This is a genomic window from Streptomyces sp. NPDC059443 (assembly GCF_042750105.1).
In the GTDB taxonomy this organism is placed as follows: Bacteria; Actinomycetota; Actinomycetes; order Streptomycetales; family Streptomycetaceae; genus Streptomyces.
On the sequence record NZ_JBHYVM010000051.1, the window covers coordinates 15398 to 31552 of the forward strand.

The following is a 16155-nucleotide window of genomic DNA, read 5'->3' on the forward strand; positions in this document are numbered from 1 at the left end:
GTACGCGGGTAAGGCCGTACGCGGGTACCCGCGTACTACGCCTGCGACGCGCGGGCGGCCCTGCGCTGCGCCGAGGCCGAGCGGACCACGCCCGCCGCCGAGATGGCGAAGCCGACGCCCATGAGCATGCACACCGCCCACGCGTACGAGGGGAACGGCTCGGTGTGCAGGAACAGCGGAGCCATCGTGGCGAGGGTGGCCGCGGCGCCGGCGATGAAGACGATGCCGCCCGCCTTGACGAGCCCGTCGCCGGGGCGGGCCGCGTCGGGGTCGGTGTGTGCGGACCCGGGCTGAGGAGTAACAGTCACTCGACCAGGGTAGTTCCCTGGCCGGAGCGGTCATCCGCGAAGGACCGGGGAACGTCTTGTCACCCCGGTCCTGACTATTAGCCTGAGAGGTGCGGGTCGGTGACCCGCTTCACACCCGACGAGCGCAAGGACAGAGGGCGGACGTGCCTACCGGCAAGGTCAAGTGGTTCAACAGTGAGAAGGGCTTCGGCTTCCTCTCCCGCGACGACGGCGGCGACGTCTTCGTCCACTCGTCGGTCCTGCCCGACGGCGTGGACGCGCTCAAGCCCGGCCAGCGCGTCGAGTTCGGAGTCGTCGCCGGTCAACGCGGTGACCAGGCGCTTTCGGTGATCGTCCTGGATCCGGCACCCTCCGTCGCGGCCGCGCAGCGGCGCAAGCCGGACGAGCTCGCCTCGATCGTGCAGGACCTCACGACCCTGTTGGAGAACGTCACGCAGCAGCTGGAGCGGGGCCGTTACCCCGACCGGGCACACGGTTCGAAGATCGCCGGAATGCTGCGCGCGGTGGCCGACCAGATGGACGTCTGAGCAGCGCGAACGAAGGGTGCCCCGCCTCCCGGAAGGGTGGCGGGGCACCGTCGTTCGCTACGGGAAGACCAGCGCGTCGGAGGCAATGGCCGGAACCAGCCCCTCCGCCGCCGCCCGGGTGAGCAGCCCGCGCACCGCCGCGTAGCCGGCGTCGCCGAGGTCGGCGGTGAACTCGTTGACGTACAGCCCGATGTGCTGGTCGGCGACGGCCGGGTCCAGCTCCTGCGCGTGCGCCCGTACGTACGGGCGGGAGGCCTCCGGGTCGTCCCAGGCCATCCGGACTGAGGTGCGGGCCGACTCGGCGAGCGCGCGCAGGGTGTCCGCGCCCAGCGAGCGCTTGGCGATGATCGCGCCGAGCGGGATCGGCAGTCCGGTCGTGGACTCCCAGTGCTCGCCCATGTCGGCCAGGCAGTGCAGACCGTAGTCCTGATAGGTGAACCGGGCCTCGTGGATGACCAGTCCGGCGTCCACGCGGCCGTCGCGCACGGCCGGCATGATCTCGTGGAACGGCAGCACGACCACCTCGCCCACGCCCTCGGGCGCCAGCACGTCGGCGGCCCACAGCCGGAACAGCAGGTAGGCGGTGGAGCGTTCGCTGGGGACGGCGACCGTCTTGCCCACGAGGTCCACACCGGGCTCACGGGTCAGGACGAGAGGTCCGCAGCCGCGCCCCAGCGCGCCGCCGCAGGGGAGGAGCGCGTACTCCTCCAGCACCCACGGCAGTACGGCGTACGACACCTTCAGCACGTCCAGCTCACCGCGCTCGGCCATGCCGTTGGTGATGTCGATGTCCGCGAAGGTCACGTCGAGGGCGGGCGCCCCGGGGACCCGGCCGTGGGCCCAGGCGTCGAAGACGAAGGTGTCGTTGGGGCAGGGCGAGTACGCGATGCGTACGGGGTCTGCGGGGACTGTGAGGTCTGCGGGGTCTGTGCGGTCCGTGGGATCCGTGGGGTTCACGAGGGTCCTCCCCCAGAGGTGCAGGCGGTGAGCAGTACGGGTTCCAGTGCGCGGAAGCCTCCGGTCAGCGCCGCCAGCGCGTCACCGATGCGCCAGGCGGCGCGGTCGCGGGGACCGACGGCGTTGGAGACGGCACGCACCTCCAGGACGGGCAGCCCGTGCGCGGCGGCCGCCTCCGCGACCCCGAAGCCCTCCATGGCCTCGGCCCCGGCCAGCGGGTGCGCGGCGGTGAGCCCGGCGGCCCGGGCGGCGGTGCCGGTGACGGTGGAGACGGTCAGGATCGGCGCGAGCAGTGCCCCGGTGGCCTCGGCGGCACGGGCGGCGAGCTCCGCGGGAGGCAGGTGCACGCTGCGGCCGAAGCCGAGTTCCGCGACGGGGAGGAATCCTTGCGGGGTTTCGGCGCCCAGGTCGGCGGCGACGATCGCGTCGGCGACGACCAAGGAGCCGAGCGGGGCGGCGGGCGCGAACCCGCCGCCGATGCCGGCGGAGACGACGAGGCCGTGGCCGCCCGGCGCGAGGGCCAGGGCGGTCGCGGTACCGGCCGCCGCGGCGGCCGGGCCGACTCCGGCGACGAGGACGTCGAAGGCTCCCCGGTGGTGGATGAGGTAGCCACCGGGGAGAGTGCGCGGCCCGGGACCGGGGGTGTGGTCCGGATGAGGGGTGGGCCCGGACAGGCCGGCGACGACGGAGTCTGCCTCCGCCGCCACCGCGGTCACGATGAGCACGCGCACGGGGGTACGGGACTAGCTCTTGAGCTTGAGGGTGAACGCCCAGACGGCGAGCGGCTTGCCGTCCTCGCCGACCTGGACGATGTTCAGCTTCTTCGAGGCCGGGGCCTCGCCCTGGCCGCCCGTCGAGAAGACGTCGGCGCCGGGGAAGCTGCGGTAGGTGTTGGCGGAGGGCTCGGTGATGGGCTGCCCGTCCAGGACGGCCTGCCACTTCTTGCCGTCCTTGACGACGTCCGGCTCGACGCCGAGACGGAGGGTGTCGCCACGGGCGTACTCGATGCTCTTGGCGTCCTTGGCCTCGGAGAAGCACTCCTGGACCTTGTCCGTCGTGAGCTCCTTGCCGTCGCCGACGCACGCGGCTTGGGCGGACACCGACGAGCTGCCGACCGTCACGGTCGCCAGCGGCGTCGGCTTGTCACAGGCGGAGAGGAGGAGGAGCCCGGCGGAAACGGCTCCGAGGGCCGCGACGCTGCGGCGGGCCCTACCCGAGAAAAGCGGTGCGGTCATGAGCCGAAGGCTATCGGGCCCGTACGCTGCGCTGCTGCATGGGGGTCCGGTGCGGCGCCGTCGCGCGAGCGTCCCCGGCTGCGCCGGGCTTTCGGGGCTCCGCCCCGGACCCCGCGCCTCAAACGCCGGCGGGGCTGATCTATGCCACCCGGGGTCGGGAGGACGTGGACTGCTGATGGCGGGGGGAAGCCAGGAAGCCGCGGAGGGCCATCGTCGTGCCCAGGGCGACCACCGCGGCGGCTACGGACATGCCCAGGGCGCCGTTCAACGGGAGGGCGATGCCGATCGCGCCGCCCAGCACCCACGCCACCTGGAGCAGGGTCTCCGAGCGGGCGAAGGCCGACGTGCGGACGGCCTCCGGGACGTCCCGCTGGATCATCGCGTCCAGCGAGAGCTTCGCCAGGGCCTGGCAGAAGCCGGCCGTCGCGCCCAGGACGGCCATCAGGATCCCGCTGAAGAACACCGCCGCGACGATCGCGACCCCGAGGGTCAGGCACAGGACGGAGGCGATGATCGCCTCCGGCGCACGGGCCCGGAGCCACGCCCCCACCGCGGTCCCGCACGCGTTGCCGACGCCCGCCGAGACCCCGACGATGCCCAGCGACACCGCCGCGCTCTGCCCGGCCAGCGGGTGCTCGCGCAGCAGGAACGCCAGGAAGAAGATCAGGAACCCGGACAGCCCGCGCATCGAGGCGTTCGCCAGCAGCCCGCACAGCACCGGCCGGCTGACCGTCCGCAGCCCCGGCCGCTTCGAGTGCGCCTCGTGCGTGGACAGCCGGGCGCGGCGTTCGCCCTTGGCCTCGTCCACCTTGTGCGGCAGCGTGAACGCCGCGAAGGTGCCCCAGATGAAGATCGCGCACGCCCCGTAGAGCGGCCACGGCGGCCCGATCGCGTGCAGTCCGGCGCCTACGGGGGCGGCCGCGCCCGTGGCCAGCAGCCCGGCGAGCGTGACCCGGGAGTTCGCCTTGACCAGGGAGAACTTCGGTGGGAGGAGCCTCGGGACCACGGCGCTGCGCACGACCCCGTACGCCTTGGAGGCGACGAGCACGCCCAGCGCGGCCGGGTACAGCTCCAGGCCCCCCGTGGCCACCGCGCCCGACATCATCACCGCCAGCACGGCCCGGGTGAACATCGCGCCGGCCATCGCGGCCCGCCGCCCGTGCGGCAGCCGGTCCAGCAGCGGGCCGATCACCGGGGCCAGGAGGGTGAAGGGGGCCATGGTGATGGCCAGGTACAGGGCCACCCGGCCGCGTGCCTCGTCCGTGGGAACCGAGAAGAAGACGGTGGAGGCGAGCGCGACGGTGATCATCACATCGCCGGCGCCGTTGATCGCGTGCAGCTCGATCAGCTTGCCGAGGCCCGATTCGCCGGCCCCGTGCGCGTGCGTGGCCCGCCGGATCCCGCGCGCCGTACCGGTGAAGGGGAGGTGCAGGGCACGCCCGATGGCCCGGCCGGCCCGCCTGGCCGGTCCCGAGCCGTCATCGGACGACCGTACGGGTGCCACGGGCCCATAGTGCCCCACTCGGCCCCTCGGGACCCTTCCCGGCGCGTCGCGCGGAGATGGCCGGTAGTGGGGTTGTCCGCGAATCGGACCTTGCATGTGGGCCCAGGGCGCCGGAGGAGGTAGCGTGCGTAGCGCGCCACCGGCGGTTGCTCCTGGCCGCGCGCCTCTTCGCGATCCCGCAGAATGGATCGCAGGTAGGTGCGCCCGGGAACCCGATCGGGCGCGGACGTCGACGCGGCCCTCTGGTCCGCTCCGCCCGCGCTACGTAGGGACAGCCGACGGGTCGTTGTGGACGACAAGTACGGACGGCGCACTCGTGAGACGGCGTAGGAGAGAACGAGACCTGTGAGTGCTGCGACGACGCGAAGCCGTACCCCCGACCGCCAGTGCGTCGAGGCGGTAGGCCTCGCCCGAGCGGCGGCCGAAGAAGCCGCCGACCACGGAGTGGTGGGCGAACACCTTGCCGCCGTTTCGGAGGGTGACCGGGTCGTCACGCACTTCTTCGAGTGCAAGGACCCGGCCTACCGGGGCTGGCGCTGGGCCGTGACGGTGACGCGTGCCTCCCGCGCGAAGAACGTCACCCTCGACGAAACGGTGCTGCTGCCCGGCGACGACGCGCTGCTGGCCCCCGAGTGGGTGCCGTGGAGCGACCGCCTGCGCCCGGGCGACATGGGCCCCGGGGACCTGCTCCCCACGGACGCCGAGGACCTGCGGCTGGAGCCGGGCTGGTCGGGCGAGGACGCGCCGCCGCCGAACTCGGTGGTCTCCTCGGAGATGGCCGAGCTCGTCGAGGCGGAGGACGCCGACGTCACGGACCGCGCGGTGGTGCCCGTACGGGGTTCCATCACCTCGGTGGCCGAAGAACTCGGCATGCGGCGTGCGCGCGTCCTGTCCCGCTACGGGCTCCACAGCGCGGCCGACCGCTGGGACGAGTCCTTCGGCGCGAAGACCCCGATGGCACAGGCGGCGCCCGCCTCGTGCGTCTCCTGTGGCTTCCTGGTCGCGATCGGCGGCTCGCTGGGCCAGGCGTTCGGCATCTGCGCGAACGAGTTCGGGCCGGCCGACGGCCGCCTGGTCTCCCTGTCCTACGGCTGCGGCGGCCACTCGGAGGCCGCGGTCATGCCGAAGCCCCTGCGCCCGGCCCCGCCGGTCCTCGACTCCATGGCCGCGGACGAGTTCCCCCTGCGGCCCGCCCCCGACTCGGGCTCGGTCCCGATGGCGGAGGACGACGTCCTGGCGGACCTGGGTCACTCGTAGCGATTTGGTCCCGCCGCACCCCCAGCCCCGCCCAAAATCCAGCCCCGTTGCAACCCCCAGCCCCGCCGGCGTTTGAGGCGCGGGGTCTGGGGCGGAGCCCCAGGGAACGGTGGAAGGGCGGGTAGGGGACAGCCCCGCGCAGCGGAAACCCGCAGCCCTTCCCCCGGATGGGTGACCCGGAGTGTGGGAGCCCCCGCCACATGATCCGCTGGCGGGGATGAAGACCTCCGCGCGCCCGGACACCGCCAAAGGCACAGGCGGCACCGGCAAGGGCAAAGGCCCCCACACCGGCCAGCCGCCCCCCACCCGCACCCGCCTGTCGTGGGTCGACCTCGCCGTGGCCGCGGCCGTCCTCGTACTGGGTTTCCTGATCCTCCAGGTCGGCAAGGGCACCACCGTCAACTTCGACCCCGCCGACGTCCCCGATGTGGACACCGACCCCGCGAAGCTCCCGTACTACGCCGCCCGCAGCGTCCTGCGGATGTTCATCGCGCTCGTCGCCTCGGTCGTCTTCACCTTCGGGTACGCCTACGCCGCCGCCCGCAGCAGGCGCCTGGAGCGCGTGCTCATCCCGCTCCTGGACATCCTCCAGTCGGTCCCCGTCCTCGGGTTCCTCTCCGTCCTCGTGACCTTCTTCGTCGCGCTGTTCCCCGGCTCGCTCCTCGGCCTCGAATGCGCCGTCATCTTCGCGATCTTCACCTCCCAGGCCTGGAACATGACCTTCGGGTTCTACGCCACCCTGACCTCCCTGCCCCGCGAACTGGACGAAGTCTCCCGCTCGTTCGGCTTCACCCGCTGGATGCGGTTCTGGCGCATCGAGGTCCCGGCCGGGGTCATCGACCTGGTCTGGAACGGCATGATGAGCTTCGCCGGGGGCTGGTTCATGCTCGTCGCCTCCGAGGCCGTCTCCGTCTCCGGGCACGACTACGCCGTCCCGGGCCTCGGCTCCTACGCCGGCACGGCGATCGGCGAGGGCGACCTCGGGAAGATCGCCTGGGTCATCCTCGCGATGACCGTCACCATCGTCACCGTCAACTTCCTCTTCTGGCGGCCCCTGACCGCCTGGGCGGAGAAGTTCAAAAACGAGCAGTCCGAGTCCACCGACGTCCAGCGCAGCTACGTACTGGACTTCCTGCGCCGCTCCCACTGGCCCGGCCTCCTCGGCCGCACCACCGCCCCCGCCCGCGAGGCCACCGCGCGCGCGGCCCGCGTACTCGGCCGCGACGACAAGGCGCTCTCCGTCGACCCGGCCCGCCGCCGCACCGGGGACATCGCCTTCGCGGTCGTCGCCGGGGCCGTCATCCTGTGGGGGCTGTACGACCTGCTGCGCTACCTCCAGCGCGAGACCGGCCTCGGGGTCTTCGGCGAACCGCTGCTGCTCGGACTCATCACCTTCCTCCGGGTGGTCGTGCTCGTCGCCGCGGCCACCGTCGTCTGGGTGCCCGTGGGGGTCTGGATCGGCTCCTCGCCCCGGCTCACGAAGATCGCGCAGCCCCTCGTACAGGTGCTGGCGAGCTTCCCCGCGAACCTCCTCTTCCCCGTCGCCGTGTGGTTCTTCCTCAGGACCGGGCTGAACATCAACATCGGCTGCGTCCTGCTGATGGCCCTCGGCGCGCAGTGGTACATCCTCTTCAACGCCATCGCCGGCGCCATGGCCATCCCCTCCGACCTCAAGGAGGCCATGGACGACCTCGGGGTCCGCGGGATCCAGCGGTGGAAGCGGCTGATCGTCCCGGCCGTGTTCCCCTCGTACGTCACCGGCGGCATCACCGCCTCCGGCGGCGCCTGGAACGCCTCGATCGTCGGCGAGGTCGTCACCTTCGCCGGGACGACCCTCTCCGCGACCGGCCTCGGCGCGTACGTCTTCCACGCCACCGAGACCGGGGACTTCCCGAAGCTGATCGCCGGGATCGCCGTCATGAGCCTGTACGTGGTCGGGCTCAACCGGCTGTTCTGGCGGCCGCTGTACCGCCTCGCCGAGCGCCGCTACTCCATCTGAGGAGCCCCCGACCATGACCGAGACGCCATGACCGCGACCACGGCCAAGCCGACCACGGCGACCAGGCCGACCACCATCCTCAAGGCCGCCGCCCTCACCAAGTCCTACGCCGGCGCCGACGGCGAACTGCCCGTGCTCGGCGGCATCGACCTGGAGATCCACGAGGGCGAGATCGTCGCCCTCCTCGGCAAGTCCGGCAGCGGCAAATCCACCCTGCTGCGCTGCCTCGCCGGCCTGATCCCGGCGAGCTCCGGCTCCGTCACCTACCGCGGCGAGGAGCTGCGCGGGGCCAACCCGGGCACGGCCATGGTGTTCCAGACCTTCGCACTGCTGCCCTGGCTGACGGTGCAACAGAACGTGGAACTGGGCCTGGAGGCCAAGGGGGTGGACCGGGAGGAGCGCGCCCGCCAGGCGGTGGAGGCGATCGACCTGATCGGCCTCGACGGCTTCGAGTCGGCCTACCCGAAGGAGCTCAGCGGCGGGATGCGCCAGCGCGTCGGCTTCGCGCGGGCGCTCGTGGTGGAACCGGACGTGTTGATGATGGACGAGCCGTTCTCGGCGCTGGACGTGCTCACCGCCGAGAACCTGCGCGGCGAGCTCATGGAGCTGTGGGCCTCGGACCGCTTCCCCGCGAAGGCGGTGGTGCTGGTCACCCACAACATCGAGGAGGCCGTCCTGATGGCCGACCGGGTGGTCGTCCTGGGCTCCCGCCCCTACGGGACCATCAAGGAGACCTTCGCGGTGGACCTGGCCCGCCCCCGGGACCGGGGCGCCGCCGAGTTCGAGCGGATCGTGGACGCCGTGTACGCGGTGATGACCGGCCGCACCGCCAAGACCCCGGCCGCCGCCCCGCCGGCCAGGCGGACCCCGGCCAACACCCCGCTCCCGGCGGCCAGCGTCGACGGGATGGCGGGCCTCGCCGAGATCGTGCTCCAGCGGGGCGTGGGCGACGGCCGCGAGGACCTCGCCGACCTCGCCGACGAGCTCGGCCTGGAGGTGGACGACGTACTGCCCCTGGTGGACGGGCTGGAACTGCTGGGACTGGCCGAGGTACGGGACCTGCACCTGGTGCTGACCCCGCGCGGCTCCGCCTTCGCGGGCGCCGACGTACAGGAGTCGAAGGAGCTGTTCGCCCAAGGGGCGATGGAGGTCCCGCTGGTCCACCTGATCCACTCCACGCTGCGGCGCTCGCGGGGCGGAACGCAGCGGGCCGGGTTCTTCCGGGACCTGCTCTCGCACCACTACACGAGCGAGCAGGTGGAGCAGCAGCTGGAGACGGCGACGGACTGGGGACGCTACGGGGAGCTGTACGGGTACCTCGCGGACGGCGAGGAGTACCGGCTGGACGAGGACGAGGACGCGGAGGTCCCGTAGGCCTCGTAACGGGACCGGGCGGCCCGTACTGTCGGGACATGGGGGAATCGGACATGGTGGGAATGGACGGCCGGGTCACCGGGACGGTCGGGCCGGGGCTGGTCGGCGAGGTCATCGTGCGGATCAGGGGCGGGGCCGAGCACTTCCTCGCCTACCCGGCGCCGGGGACGGGGGGCGAACGGCTCGTCGTGGGGACGGTGGTGACGGTGGTGGAGTACCTGCCGCCGCGCACGGTGTACGTGATGGCCGCCTACGACCACTGAGGGGGCCCTTCCACCTCCGTGTATCAAGACGGCGACAAGAATCGGCCGACCTCTTCACGCCGTCCTGACACAGGCGCACACTCGCCTGGTCGGTGGCGGACGCCACCGTGAAAAAGGGGGAGTTGCCGATGTCTGTCGGCGTATTGGCGGGCGTTGTCGTCGCCGCGATCGTGGCGTTGATCGGGCTGTTCAAGCTCATGTGGCGGGTGGCCGAGCCCAACGAGGCACTGGTCATCTCCGGTTCCGCGCACAAGACGGAGGGCCTCGGGGAAGGCATGGGGTTCCGGATCGTCACCGGGCGCGGAACCCTCGTGCTCCCCGGCGTGCAGGCCGTGCGGAAGCTGTCCCTGGACCTCAACGAGACGGAACTGCTCGTCGACTGCGTGACCCACCAGGGGATCCCGCTGCGGGTCAAGGGCGTGGTCATCTTCAAGATCGGCGATGACTTCGTGTCCATCGCGAACGCGGCGCGCCGCTTCCTGGACCAGCAGAAGATGATGCCCGAGCGGGTGCACATCGTCTTCGCGGGCCATCTGCGGTCGATCGTGGGCGGGTTGACGGTCGAGGACATGATCCGCGACCGGGAGAAGCTGACCGGGCAGACCCGGGCGGCGTGCGGCAGCGAGATGGAGAAGCTCGGCCTGATCGTGGACTCGCTCCAGATCCACGAGATCGAGGACCCGACGGGTTACATCAAGAACCTGGCGATGCCGCACGCGGCCGCCGTCCAGCGGGACGCGCGGATCGCCCAGGCGGCCGCCAACCTGCTGGCGACGGAGGCCGAACAGGCCGCGTTCGCGCGGATGTCGGAGGCGACGCGGGACAGCGAGATCCTCCAGGCCGGCTACCAGGCGGAGCGCGACAAGGCGGCCGCCACGGCCCGCCAGGCGGGCCCGCTGTCCGAAGCGGCGGCGCGCCAGGAGGTCGTGGTCCAGGAGACCCGGGTCGCGGAACTGGAAGCGCACCGGCGCGAGCAGCAGCTCCAGGCGGACGTGCGCAAGCCCGCGGACGCGGCGGCGTACGAGGTCAGGACCCGGGCCGAGGCGGACCGCGACGCCCGCATCTCGGCGGCGCAGGCCCGCGCGAAGGAGACCGAGCTCGCGGCGGCCGCGGAGGCCACGCGGGTGACCACGGCGGCCGGGGCCGATGCGAAGGCCACGGAGGCCCGGGGTCTGGCGACCGCGACGGCGACCCGCGCGACCGGTGAGGCCGAGGCGGCGGCGACGCAGGCCAGGGGCCTCGCGGAGGCGGCGTCGGCGAAGGCGAAGGGCCTCGCGGAGGCGGAGGCCATCAAGGCGCGGGCCGCCGCGCTGGCGGAGAACCAGGAAGCGGTGGTCGCGCAGCAGCTGGCCGAGAACTGGCCGGCGATCGTGGAAGCGGGCGCGGCCGCCTTCGGCAACGTGGAGCACATGATCCTGCTGAACGGCGCCGAGGGCATGTCGGACATGTTCGCCAAGGCCCTGACCATGGGCGGCACCGGCCTGGGCCTGGCCCGCCAGCTCCTGTCGTCGATGTCCCCACCGGTCCAGCCGGCCGCGCAGGCCCCGGCCACCGCGCCGGTGAACGGAGCCTCGGCGCAGACGTCCCACCAGATCCCGATCCAGGAGTCGTAGGCGTCAGCGCTTCGGCGGGCGGCGGCGCAGGATGCGCTTGGCCGCCAGGGTCAGGCCCGTGGCGGCGACCAGAACGAGGGCACCCTTCGTGAAGTCGCCGCCCTGGGAGGAGGGCGGGGCGGCCGCCCCCGGGGCCGGCGCGGCCCCCGAAGGGGAGGGCGGCGCGGACGCCGACGGCGACGGCGGCCGGGTCACCGGGACCGCCACGACGCGGCTGTTGACGCCCTCCGCGCCGAACATCAGCGTCGAGCCGTCCGGCGTGTACGTGACCGACTCCGCCTGGCCCTGCCACGGCGCGGCCACCGCCTCCCCCTCCCCGGAGGGGCGGCCGTCCTTCCACGGGTACGTCTTCGCCCACAAGTAGCCCCGCAGCGTGAGCCGGCCGCCGTCCGGGGAGAAGGCTCCGTCCGTGACCCACGGGACGTCACCGATCCGCCGGAAGATGTTCGTGCCGGTGGGGGAGAGGGTCTCGGGGCCCTCGTAGAGGGCGCCCGCGCGCTGGTCCTTGCTCGCGATGTACGCCCGTCCCGTGACCGGATGGACCATCAGCGCCTCGGCGTTGCGCGGCCCGTCCTCGTACTTCACCGTGAACTGCTCGGCCTTGAGCGTGACGTCGGCGAGGGTCTTCGGCTCCGGGAAGCGGTAGATCCACACGTGGTCCCAGGTGCCGCCGAGGTTGTCCCCGATGTCGCCGAGGTACAGCTGCCCGTCGGGTCCCAGCGAGATCGCCTCGATGTCCCGGGGCTTGCCGATGCCCGTCATCGTGACCCGCGCGACCGTCTTGCCGGTCGCCGAGTCCACGGCGTAGACGTACGGCCCGTCGTCGCTGTCGTTGTGCGTCCAGTACACCCCCGGATGGATCCGGCTGGCCGCGAGCCCGCTCGACTCGGTGATCCGCGGGTCGGTGATAGTGAACCCGGAGGCTCCCGGACTCTCGGCGGCAACGGCCGCGGACGCCCCCGGGAGCAGGCCGAGAGCGGCGAGGGCAACGGCAACGGCGGCGGTCGAAGGCAGCAGGCGGCGCAGGCGCATGCCCCTACCCTGCCAGCCCGCCCCTGCCAGCCCGCCCCGCGTGTCCGGCATCACAGGGGTCACCACGGTGTGATCCGGGATGATGACCGGATGCGTTTCATGTTTGTCGGCGATTCCATGACGATCGGCCGCGCCGGCGACTACACCTGGCGCTACCGGATGTGGCAGCACCTCAACGCGACCTTCGGCGGCCCGTACAAGATCGTCGGCCCGCGCAGCGAGCTCTACGACACCTTCGCCGGCGCGCCCACCAGCCACGAGTACGCCGACCCCGGCTTCCCCGCCGACGCCCGCCGGCACCTGGCCGGCTGGGGCGAGGGCTGGCAGCACATGGCGCCGCTCATCGGGCCCGCCGCGCGCGCCGCCAAGGCCGACGTGCTGCTCGTCTCCCTCGGCCTCATCGACCTCGGCTTCTACACCGGCGCCGAGGACACCGCCGCCAACGCCCGCCGCTTCATCGCCGAGGCGCGCGCCGCCCGGCCCGCCGTCCGGATGGTCCTGCTCCCCGTCATCCCCAACGTCCGGGCCCAGGACGACGTTCCCTTCGCGGCGGAGGTCCAGCGGTTCAACGAGCTCCTCGCGAAGGCGGTCGCCGATCTGTCGACCCCCGCCTCGCCGATCCTGCTGGCCGCGCGACCGGACGCGTACGAGATCCACCACGACACCTACGACGGCACCCACCCCAACGCCTCCGGCGAGCACCGCCTCGCGGGCGAGTTCGCGGCGGTGCTGCACCAGGCCTGGGGCATCGGCGGCCCGTACCGCCCGCGCGGCGACACGTAACGCGCCCTTCACGGGCGGGTCTTGCTTCGAGCGCACTCCAGGCAGTTGGCTAGTGCCTCATGAAGTACACGCAGCTCGGACGCACCGGTCTCAAGGTCAGCCGACTCGTCCTCGGCACGATGAACTTCGGCCCCCAGACCGGGGAGTCCGAAAGCCACGCGCTCATGGACACGGCCCTCGACGCCGGTATCAACTACTTCGACACCGCCAATGTGTATGGCTGGGGTGAGAACAAGGGCCGGACCGAGGAGATCATCGGGACCTGGTTCGCCCAGGGCGGCGGCCGCCGGGAGAAGACGGTCCTCGCCACCAAGGTCTACGGGAGCATGGCCCCCGAGGGCGACCCGTGGCCCAACTACGACCGGCTGTCGGCGCTGAACATCCGGCGGGCCGTCGACGCCAGCCTCAAGCGGCTGAACACCGACCACATCGACGTCTACCAGTTCCACCACGTCGACCGGCGGACCCCCTTCGAGGAGATCTGGCAGGCCATCGACGTCCTGATCCAGCAGGGCAAGATCCTCTACGCCGGGTCCTCGAACTTCCCCGGCTGGAAGATCGCCCAGGCCAACGAGGCCGCGGCGCGGAGCGGGCGGCTCGGCCTGGTCAGCGAGCAGTGCCTCTACAACCTCGCCGAGCGGCGGGCGGAGCTGGAGATCATCCCGGCCGCCGAGGCGTACGGGCTCGGGGTCATCCCGTGGTCCCCGCTGCACGGGGGCCTGCTGGGCGGGGCGATCCGCAAGTCGGCGCAGTCCGGGCGGACGGCCACGGGCCGCTCGGCGGACGCGCTCGCGAACAGTTCGGTACGGGCGCAGGTGCAGGCGTACGAGGACCTGCTGGACAAGCACGGCCTGGAGCCCGGCGAGGTCGCCCTGGCCTGGCTGCTGACCCGTCCCGGGGTCACCGGGCCGATCGTGGGGCCGCGCACGGCGGAGCAGCTCGCGTCCGCGCTGCGGGCGGTCGAGCTGGAGCTGAGCGAGGAGGTGCTGGCCGGGCTCGACGAGGTCTTCCCCGGGCCGGGGCCCGCGCCGGAGGCGTTCGCCTGGTAGTCGGGGGTCGGGGTCGGGGTCGGGGGCTGGAGGGTGCCGGGTCGGCTACTGGCCGACGACGGCGGCCACGGCGACGACGACGAACATCAGTACGAGCACACCCGCCATGACGCGGTTTCTGGTCTTGGGATCCACCCGTCGAGCCTAACGCGGCCGGGCCCGCCCTTCGTACGGAGGGGCGGGCCCGGCCGCGCCCGGGCTCATCCGCCCAGCTCCCAGGCGCCGACGGTCTCGTAACGGGGCTGCTCGCCGGGTACGCCGCTGACGGGCAGGTGGCTGCGGACGAGGCTGAGAGTGGTGACCTGCCAGGGGGTGCCCTCGAAGGGGGCGAGGCGGTCGACGTACGGGCGTACGTCGTCCGACTCGTCCCGGACCCGCCCGAGGGTGAGGTGGGGCGTGTACCGGTGGTGCTGGTCCATCGGGACCCCGGCCCGCCGGGCGGCGGCGTCGGCCCGCTCGGCGAGCATCCGCAGGGAGTCGAGGTCCCCCGCGGCCCCGGTCCACAGGGCGTGGTGGCCGAAGTGGCCGGCACCGTGGAGCCGGAGCGCGAAGGGCCCGGAGCGGGCGGCGGCCCGGGCGAGGCGGGCGTGCAGCTCGGGGAGCAGCTCGTCCCGTACCTCGCCCATGAAGGCGAGCGTGAAGTGCCAGCCCGCTTCCGCGGTCCAGCGCAGGCGGTCGTCGCGCAGTCCGCGGACGGCTTCCGCCAGCTCGCTGATGGCTGCCTCGGGCGGCAAGACGGCTGCGAACAGTCTCATGAGCCGAGCCTAGCGATCCAGGCCTGGCGCGGCGCCGCTGCCGGGGGCCAGCCCCCGGACCCCCGCGCCTCAAACTCCCCCAGCTACCGCTGGGAGGTGCCCCCGGGCGGGGCTGGATTTGGCTCAGGCCGCCGCGACCAGTTCGCGCTCGCGCGCGGCCGGGACGAACGTCACGCCGTGGCGGTTCACGCTGAGGCGGAGGTTGCCGATGCGGGAGAGGACGAGGCCGATCGTGACCGCCGCGGCCAGCGACACCGCGCCGCCCGCGGCCATGCCGATCCGGGCTCCGTAGGTGTCCGTGATCCAGCCGACCAGCGGTGCGCCGATCGGGGTGCCGCCGGTGAAGACCATCATGAAGAGGGCCATGACGCGGCCCCGCATCTCCGGGTCGGTGGCCATCTGGACGCTGGAGTTCGCCGTCACGTTGACCGTCAGGCCGAACATGCCGATCGGCACGAGCAGCGCCGCGAACAGCCAGAAGCCGGGCACGAAGGCGGTGACGAGGAGCAGCACCGAGAAGAGCGCCGCCGCCGCGACCAGGAGGCGCAGGCGGGAGTGGCCCCTTCGGGCCGCCAGCAGTGCGCCCGCCAGGGAGCCGGCCGCGATGAGGGTGTTGAACAGGCCGTAGGTCCCCGCGTCCCCGTGGAACACGTGGCTGACGAAGGCCGACAGCCAGATCGGGAAGTTGAAGCCGAAGGTGCCGATGAATCCGACGAGCACGATCGGCCAGATCAGCTCGGGGCGGCCGGCGACGTAGCGCAGACCCTCCCGCAGCTGGCCCTTCGCGCGCGGCTGGACCTCGACCGGGTGCAGTTCGTGCGTCCGCATCAGCAGCAGGCCGATGATCGGGGCCGCGAAGGACAGGCCGTTCAGCAGGAAGGCCCAGCCGGAGCCGACGGCGGTGATGAGGACACCGGCCAGCGCCGGGCCCACCAGCCGCGCGGACTGGAAGTTGGCCGAATTCAGACTGACGGCGTTGGCCACCTGGTCCTTGCCGACCATCTCGGAGACGAAGGTCTGCCGGGCCGGGTTGTCGACGACGGTGACCAGTCCGAGCAGGAAGGCGGCCAGGTAGACGTGCCAGACCTGGACGTGTCCGGCGAGGGTGAGGACGGCGAGCGCGATACCGGTGAGGCCCATCGCGGCCTGCGTGCAGAGCAGCAGCGGCCGCTTGGGGAGCCGGTCGGCGAGTACGCCTCCGTAGAGGCCGAAGAGCATCATCGGCAGGAACTGCAGCGCGATGGTGATGCCCACCGCCGAGGCGGAGCCGGTCAGGGAGAGGACGAGCCAGTCCTGGGCGATGCGCTGCATCCAGGTGCCGGTGTTCGAGACGACCTGGCCCGTGGCGAAGAGCCGGTAGTTGCGGATCTTCAGCGAGCTGAACATCGAGTTCCTCGCGGAGCCCGACGTGCGGGCAGTGGTGCCCGACGTGCGCGTAGTGGTGGATGTATGGCCGGGGGCGGAGTCTGCTCCGGGTCCCGTACTCAAAAGGGTTCGCC

At 72.4% G+C, this 16155-nt stretch carries 16 protein-coding genes; 8 read left to right on the forward strand and 8 right to left on the reverse strand.

From position 1 onward, the window contains the following. Window positions 1-35: 35 nt before the first annotated feature. Window positions 36-308: a hypothetical protein gene (locus tag ACFXDJ_RS33730; protein ID WP_384661067.1), complete on the reverse strand. Its 273-nt coding sequence runs from the start codon at window positions 306-308 to the stop codon at window positions 36-38. A gap of 143 nt (window positions 309-451) precedes the next feature. Between ACFXDJ_RS33730 and ACFXDJ_RS33735 the strand changes: the two genes are divergently transcribed. Then, window positions 452-835, forward strand: coding sequence for a cold-shock protein (locus tag ACFXDJ_RS33735; protein ID WP_384661070.1), 384 nt, complete (start codon window positions 452-454; stop codon window positions 833-835). 57 nt (window positions 836-892) lie between these two features. Here the strand turns inward: ACFXDJ_RS33735 and ACFXDJ_RS33740 are convergent, their stop codons facing one another. The 4 genes from ACFXDJ_RS33740 to ACFXDJ_RS33755 all read right to left on the reverse strand — a co-directional run bounded on the left by ACFXDJ_RS33740 (window position 893) and on the right by ACFXDJ_RS33755 (window position 4549). Beyond that, window positions 893-1723 carry a 1,4-dihydroxy-6-naphthoate synthase gene (locus tag ACFXDJ_RS33740; protein ID WP_384661087.1) on the reverse strand — a complete coding sequence of 277 codons (831 nt, stop codon included), beginning with the start codon at window positions 1721-1723 and terminating at the stop codon, window positions 893-895. A 65-nt stretch (window positions 1724-1788) separates the two neighbouring features. Then, complete coding sequence (locus ACFXDJ_RS33745; protein ID WP_384661073.1) at window positions 1789-2523, reverse strand: futalosine hydrolase; 735 nt, start codon at window positions 2521-2523, stop codon at window positions 1789-1791. Window positions 2524-2535: 12 nt separating this feature from the next. Next, entirely contained in the window at window positions 2536-3027 is a 492-nt protein-coding gene (locus tag ACFXDJ_RS33750) for a DUF2771 domain-containing protein (protein ID WP_384661075.1), read from the reverse strand. Window positions 3028-3166: 139 nt separating this feature from the next. Further along, on the reverse strand, window positions 3167-4549 hold the full coding sequence (locus ACFXDJ_RS33755; protein ID WP_384661078.1) for an MFS transporter: 1383 nt from the start codon (window positions 4547-4549) through the stop codon (window positions 3167-3169). A gap of 327 nt (window positions 4550-4876) precedes the next feature. Between ACFXDJ_RS33755 and ACFXDJ_RS33760 the strand changes: the two genes are divergently transcribed. The 5 genes from ACFXDJ_RS33760 (at window position 4877) to ACFXDJ_RS33780 (ending at window position 11037) form a co-directional block, all read left to right on the forward strand. Next, the gene (locus ACFXDJ_RS33760; RefSeq protein WP_384661081.1) at window positions 4877-5788 is read left to right on the forward strand and encodes a DUF3027 domain-containing protein; all 912 of its coding nucleotides are present in this window, start codon (window positions 4877-4879) and stop codon (window positions 5786-5788) included. Between the two features lie 217 nt (window positions 5789-6005). After that, on the forward strand, window positions 6006-7787 hold the full coding sequence (locus ACFXDJ_RS33765; protein WP_384662406.1) for an ABC transporter permease: 1782 nt from the start codon (window positions 6006-6008) through the stop codon (window positions 7785-7787). 27 nt (window positions 7788-7814) lie between these two features. Beyond that, window positions 7815-9161, forward strand: coding sequence for a nitrate/sulfonate/bicarbonate ABC transporter ATP-binding protein (locus tag ACFXDJ_RS33770; protein ID WP_384662403.1), 1347 nt, complete (start codon window positions 7815-7817; stop codon window positions 9159-9161). A gap of 38 nt (window positions 9162-9199) precedes the next feature. Beyond that, window positions 9200-9424: a hypothetical protein gene (locus ACFXDJ_RS33775; protein ID WP_384662400.1), complete on the forward strand. Its 225-nt coding sequence runs from the start codon at window positions 9200-9202 to the stop codon at window positions 9422-9424. A gap of 128 nt (window positions 9425-9552) precedes the next feature. Beyond that, window positions 9553-11037, forward strand: a complete 1485-nt coding sequence (locus tag ACFXDJ_RS33780) for an SPFH domain-containing protein (RefSeq protein ID WP_384662397.1) — start codon at window positions 9553-9555, stop codon at window positions 11035-11037. Between the two features lie 3 nt (window positions 11038-11040). On the opposite strand, the gene ACFXDJ_RS33785 is transcribed toward ACFXDJ_RS33780, so the two are convergent. After that, entirely contained in the window at window positions 11041-12069 is a 1029-nt protein-coding gene (locus tag ACFXDJ_RS33785) for a WD40 repeat domain-containing protein (protein WP_384662394.1), read from the reverse strand. Window positions 12070-12159: 90 nt separating this feature from the next. Here ACFXDJ_RS33785 and ACFXDJ_RS33790 point away from each other — a divergent pair, with 90 nt between their 5' ends. After that, window positions 12160-12852 carry a GDSL-type esterase/lipase family protein gene (locus tag ACFXDJ_RS33790; protein ID WP_384662391.1) on the forward strand — a complete coding sequence of 231 codons (693 nt, stop codon included), beginning with the start codon at window positions 12160-12162 and terminating at the stop codon, window positions 12850-12852. 59 nt (window positions 12853-12911) lie between these two features. Then, entirely contained in the window at window positions 12912-13901 is a 990-nt protein-coding gene (locus ACFXDJ_RS33795) for an aldo/keto reductase (protein ID WP_384662389.1), read from the forward strand. A gap of 200 nt (window positions 13902-14101) precedes the next feature. Here the strand turns inward: ACFXDJ_RS33795 and thpR are convergent, their stop codons facing one another. Together thpR and ACFXDJ_RS33805 are read right to left on the reverse strand one after the other, a co-directional pair. After that, a complete protein-coding gene (gene thpR, locus ACFXDJ_RS33800) occupies window positions 14102-14656 on the reverse strand; it encodes an RNA 2',3'-cyclic phosphodiesterase (protein ID WP_384663051.1) in 555 nt (184 codons plus the stop codon). 123 nt (window positions 14657-14779) lie between these two features. Further along, window positions 14780-16144: an MFS transporter gene (locus ACFXDJ_RS33805; RefSeq protein ID WP_384663050.1), complete on the reverse strand. Its 1365-nt coding sequence runs from the start codon at window positions 16142-16144 to the stop codon at window positions 14780-14782. Window positions 16145-16155 lie beyond the last annotated feature (11 nt).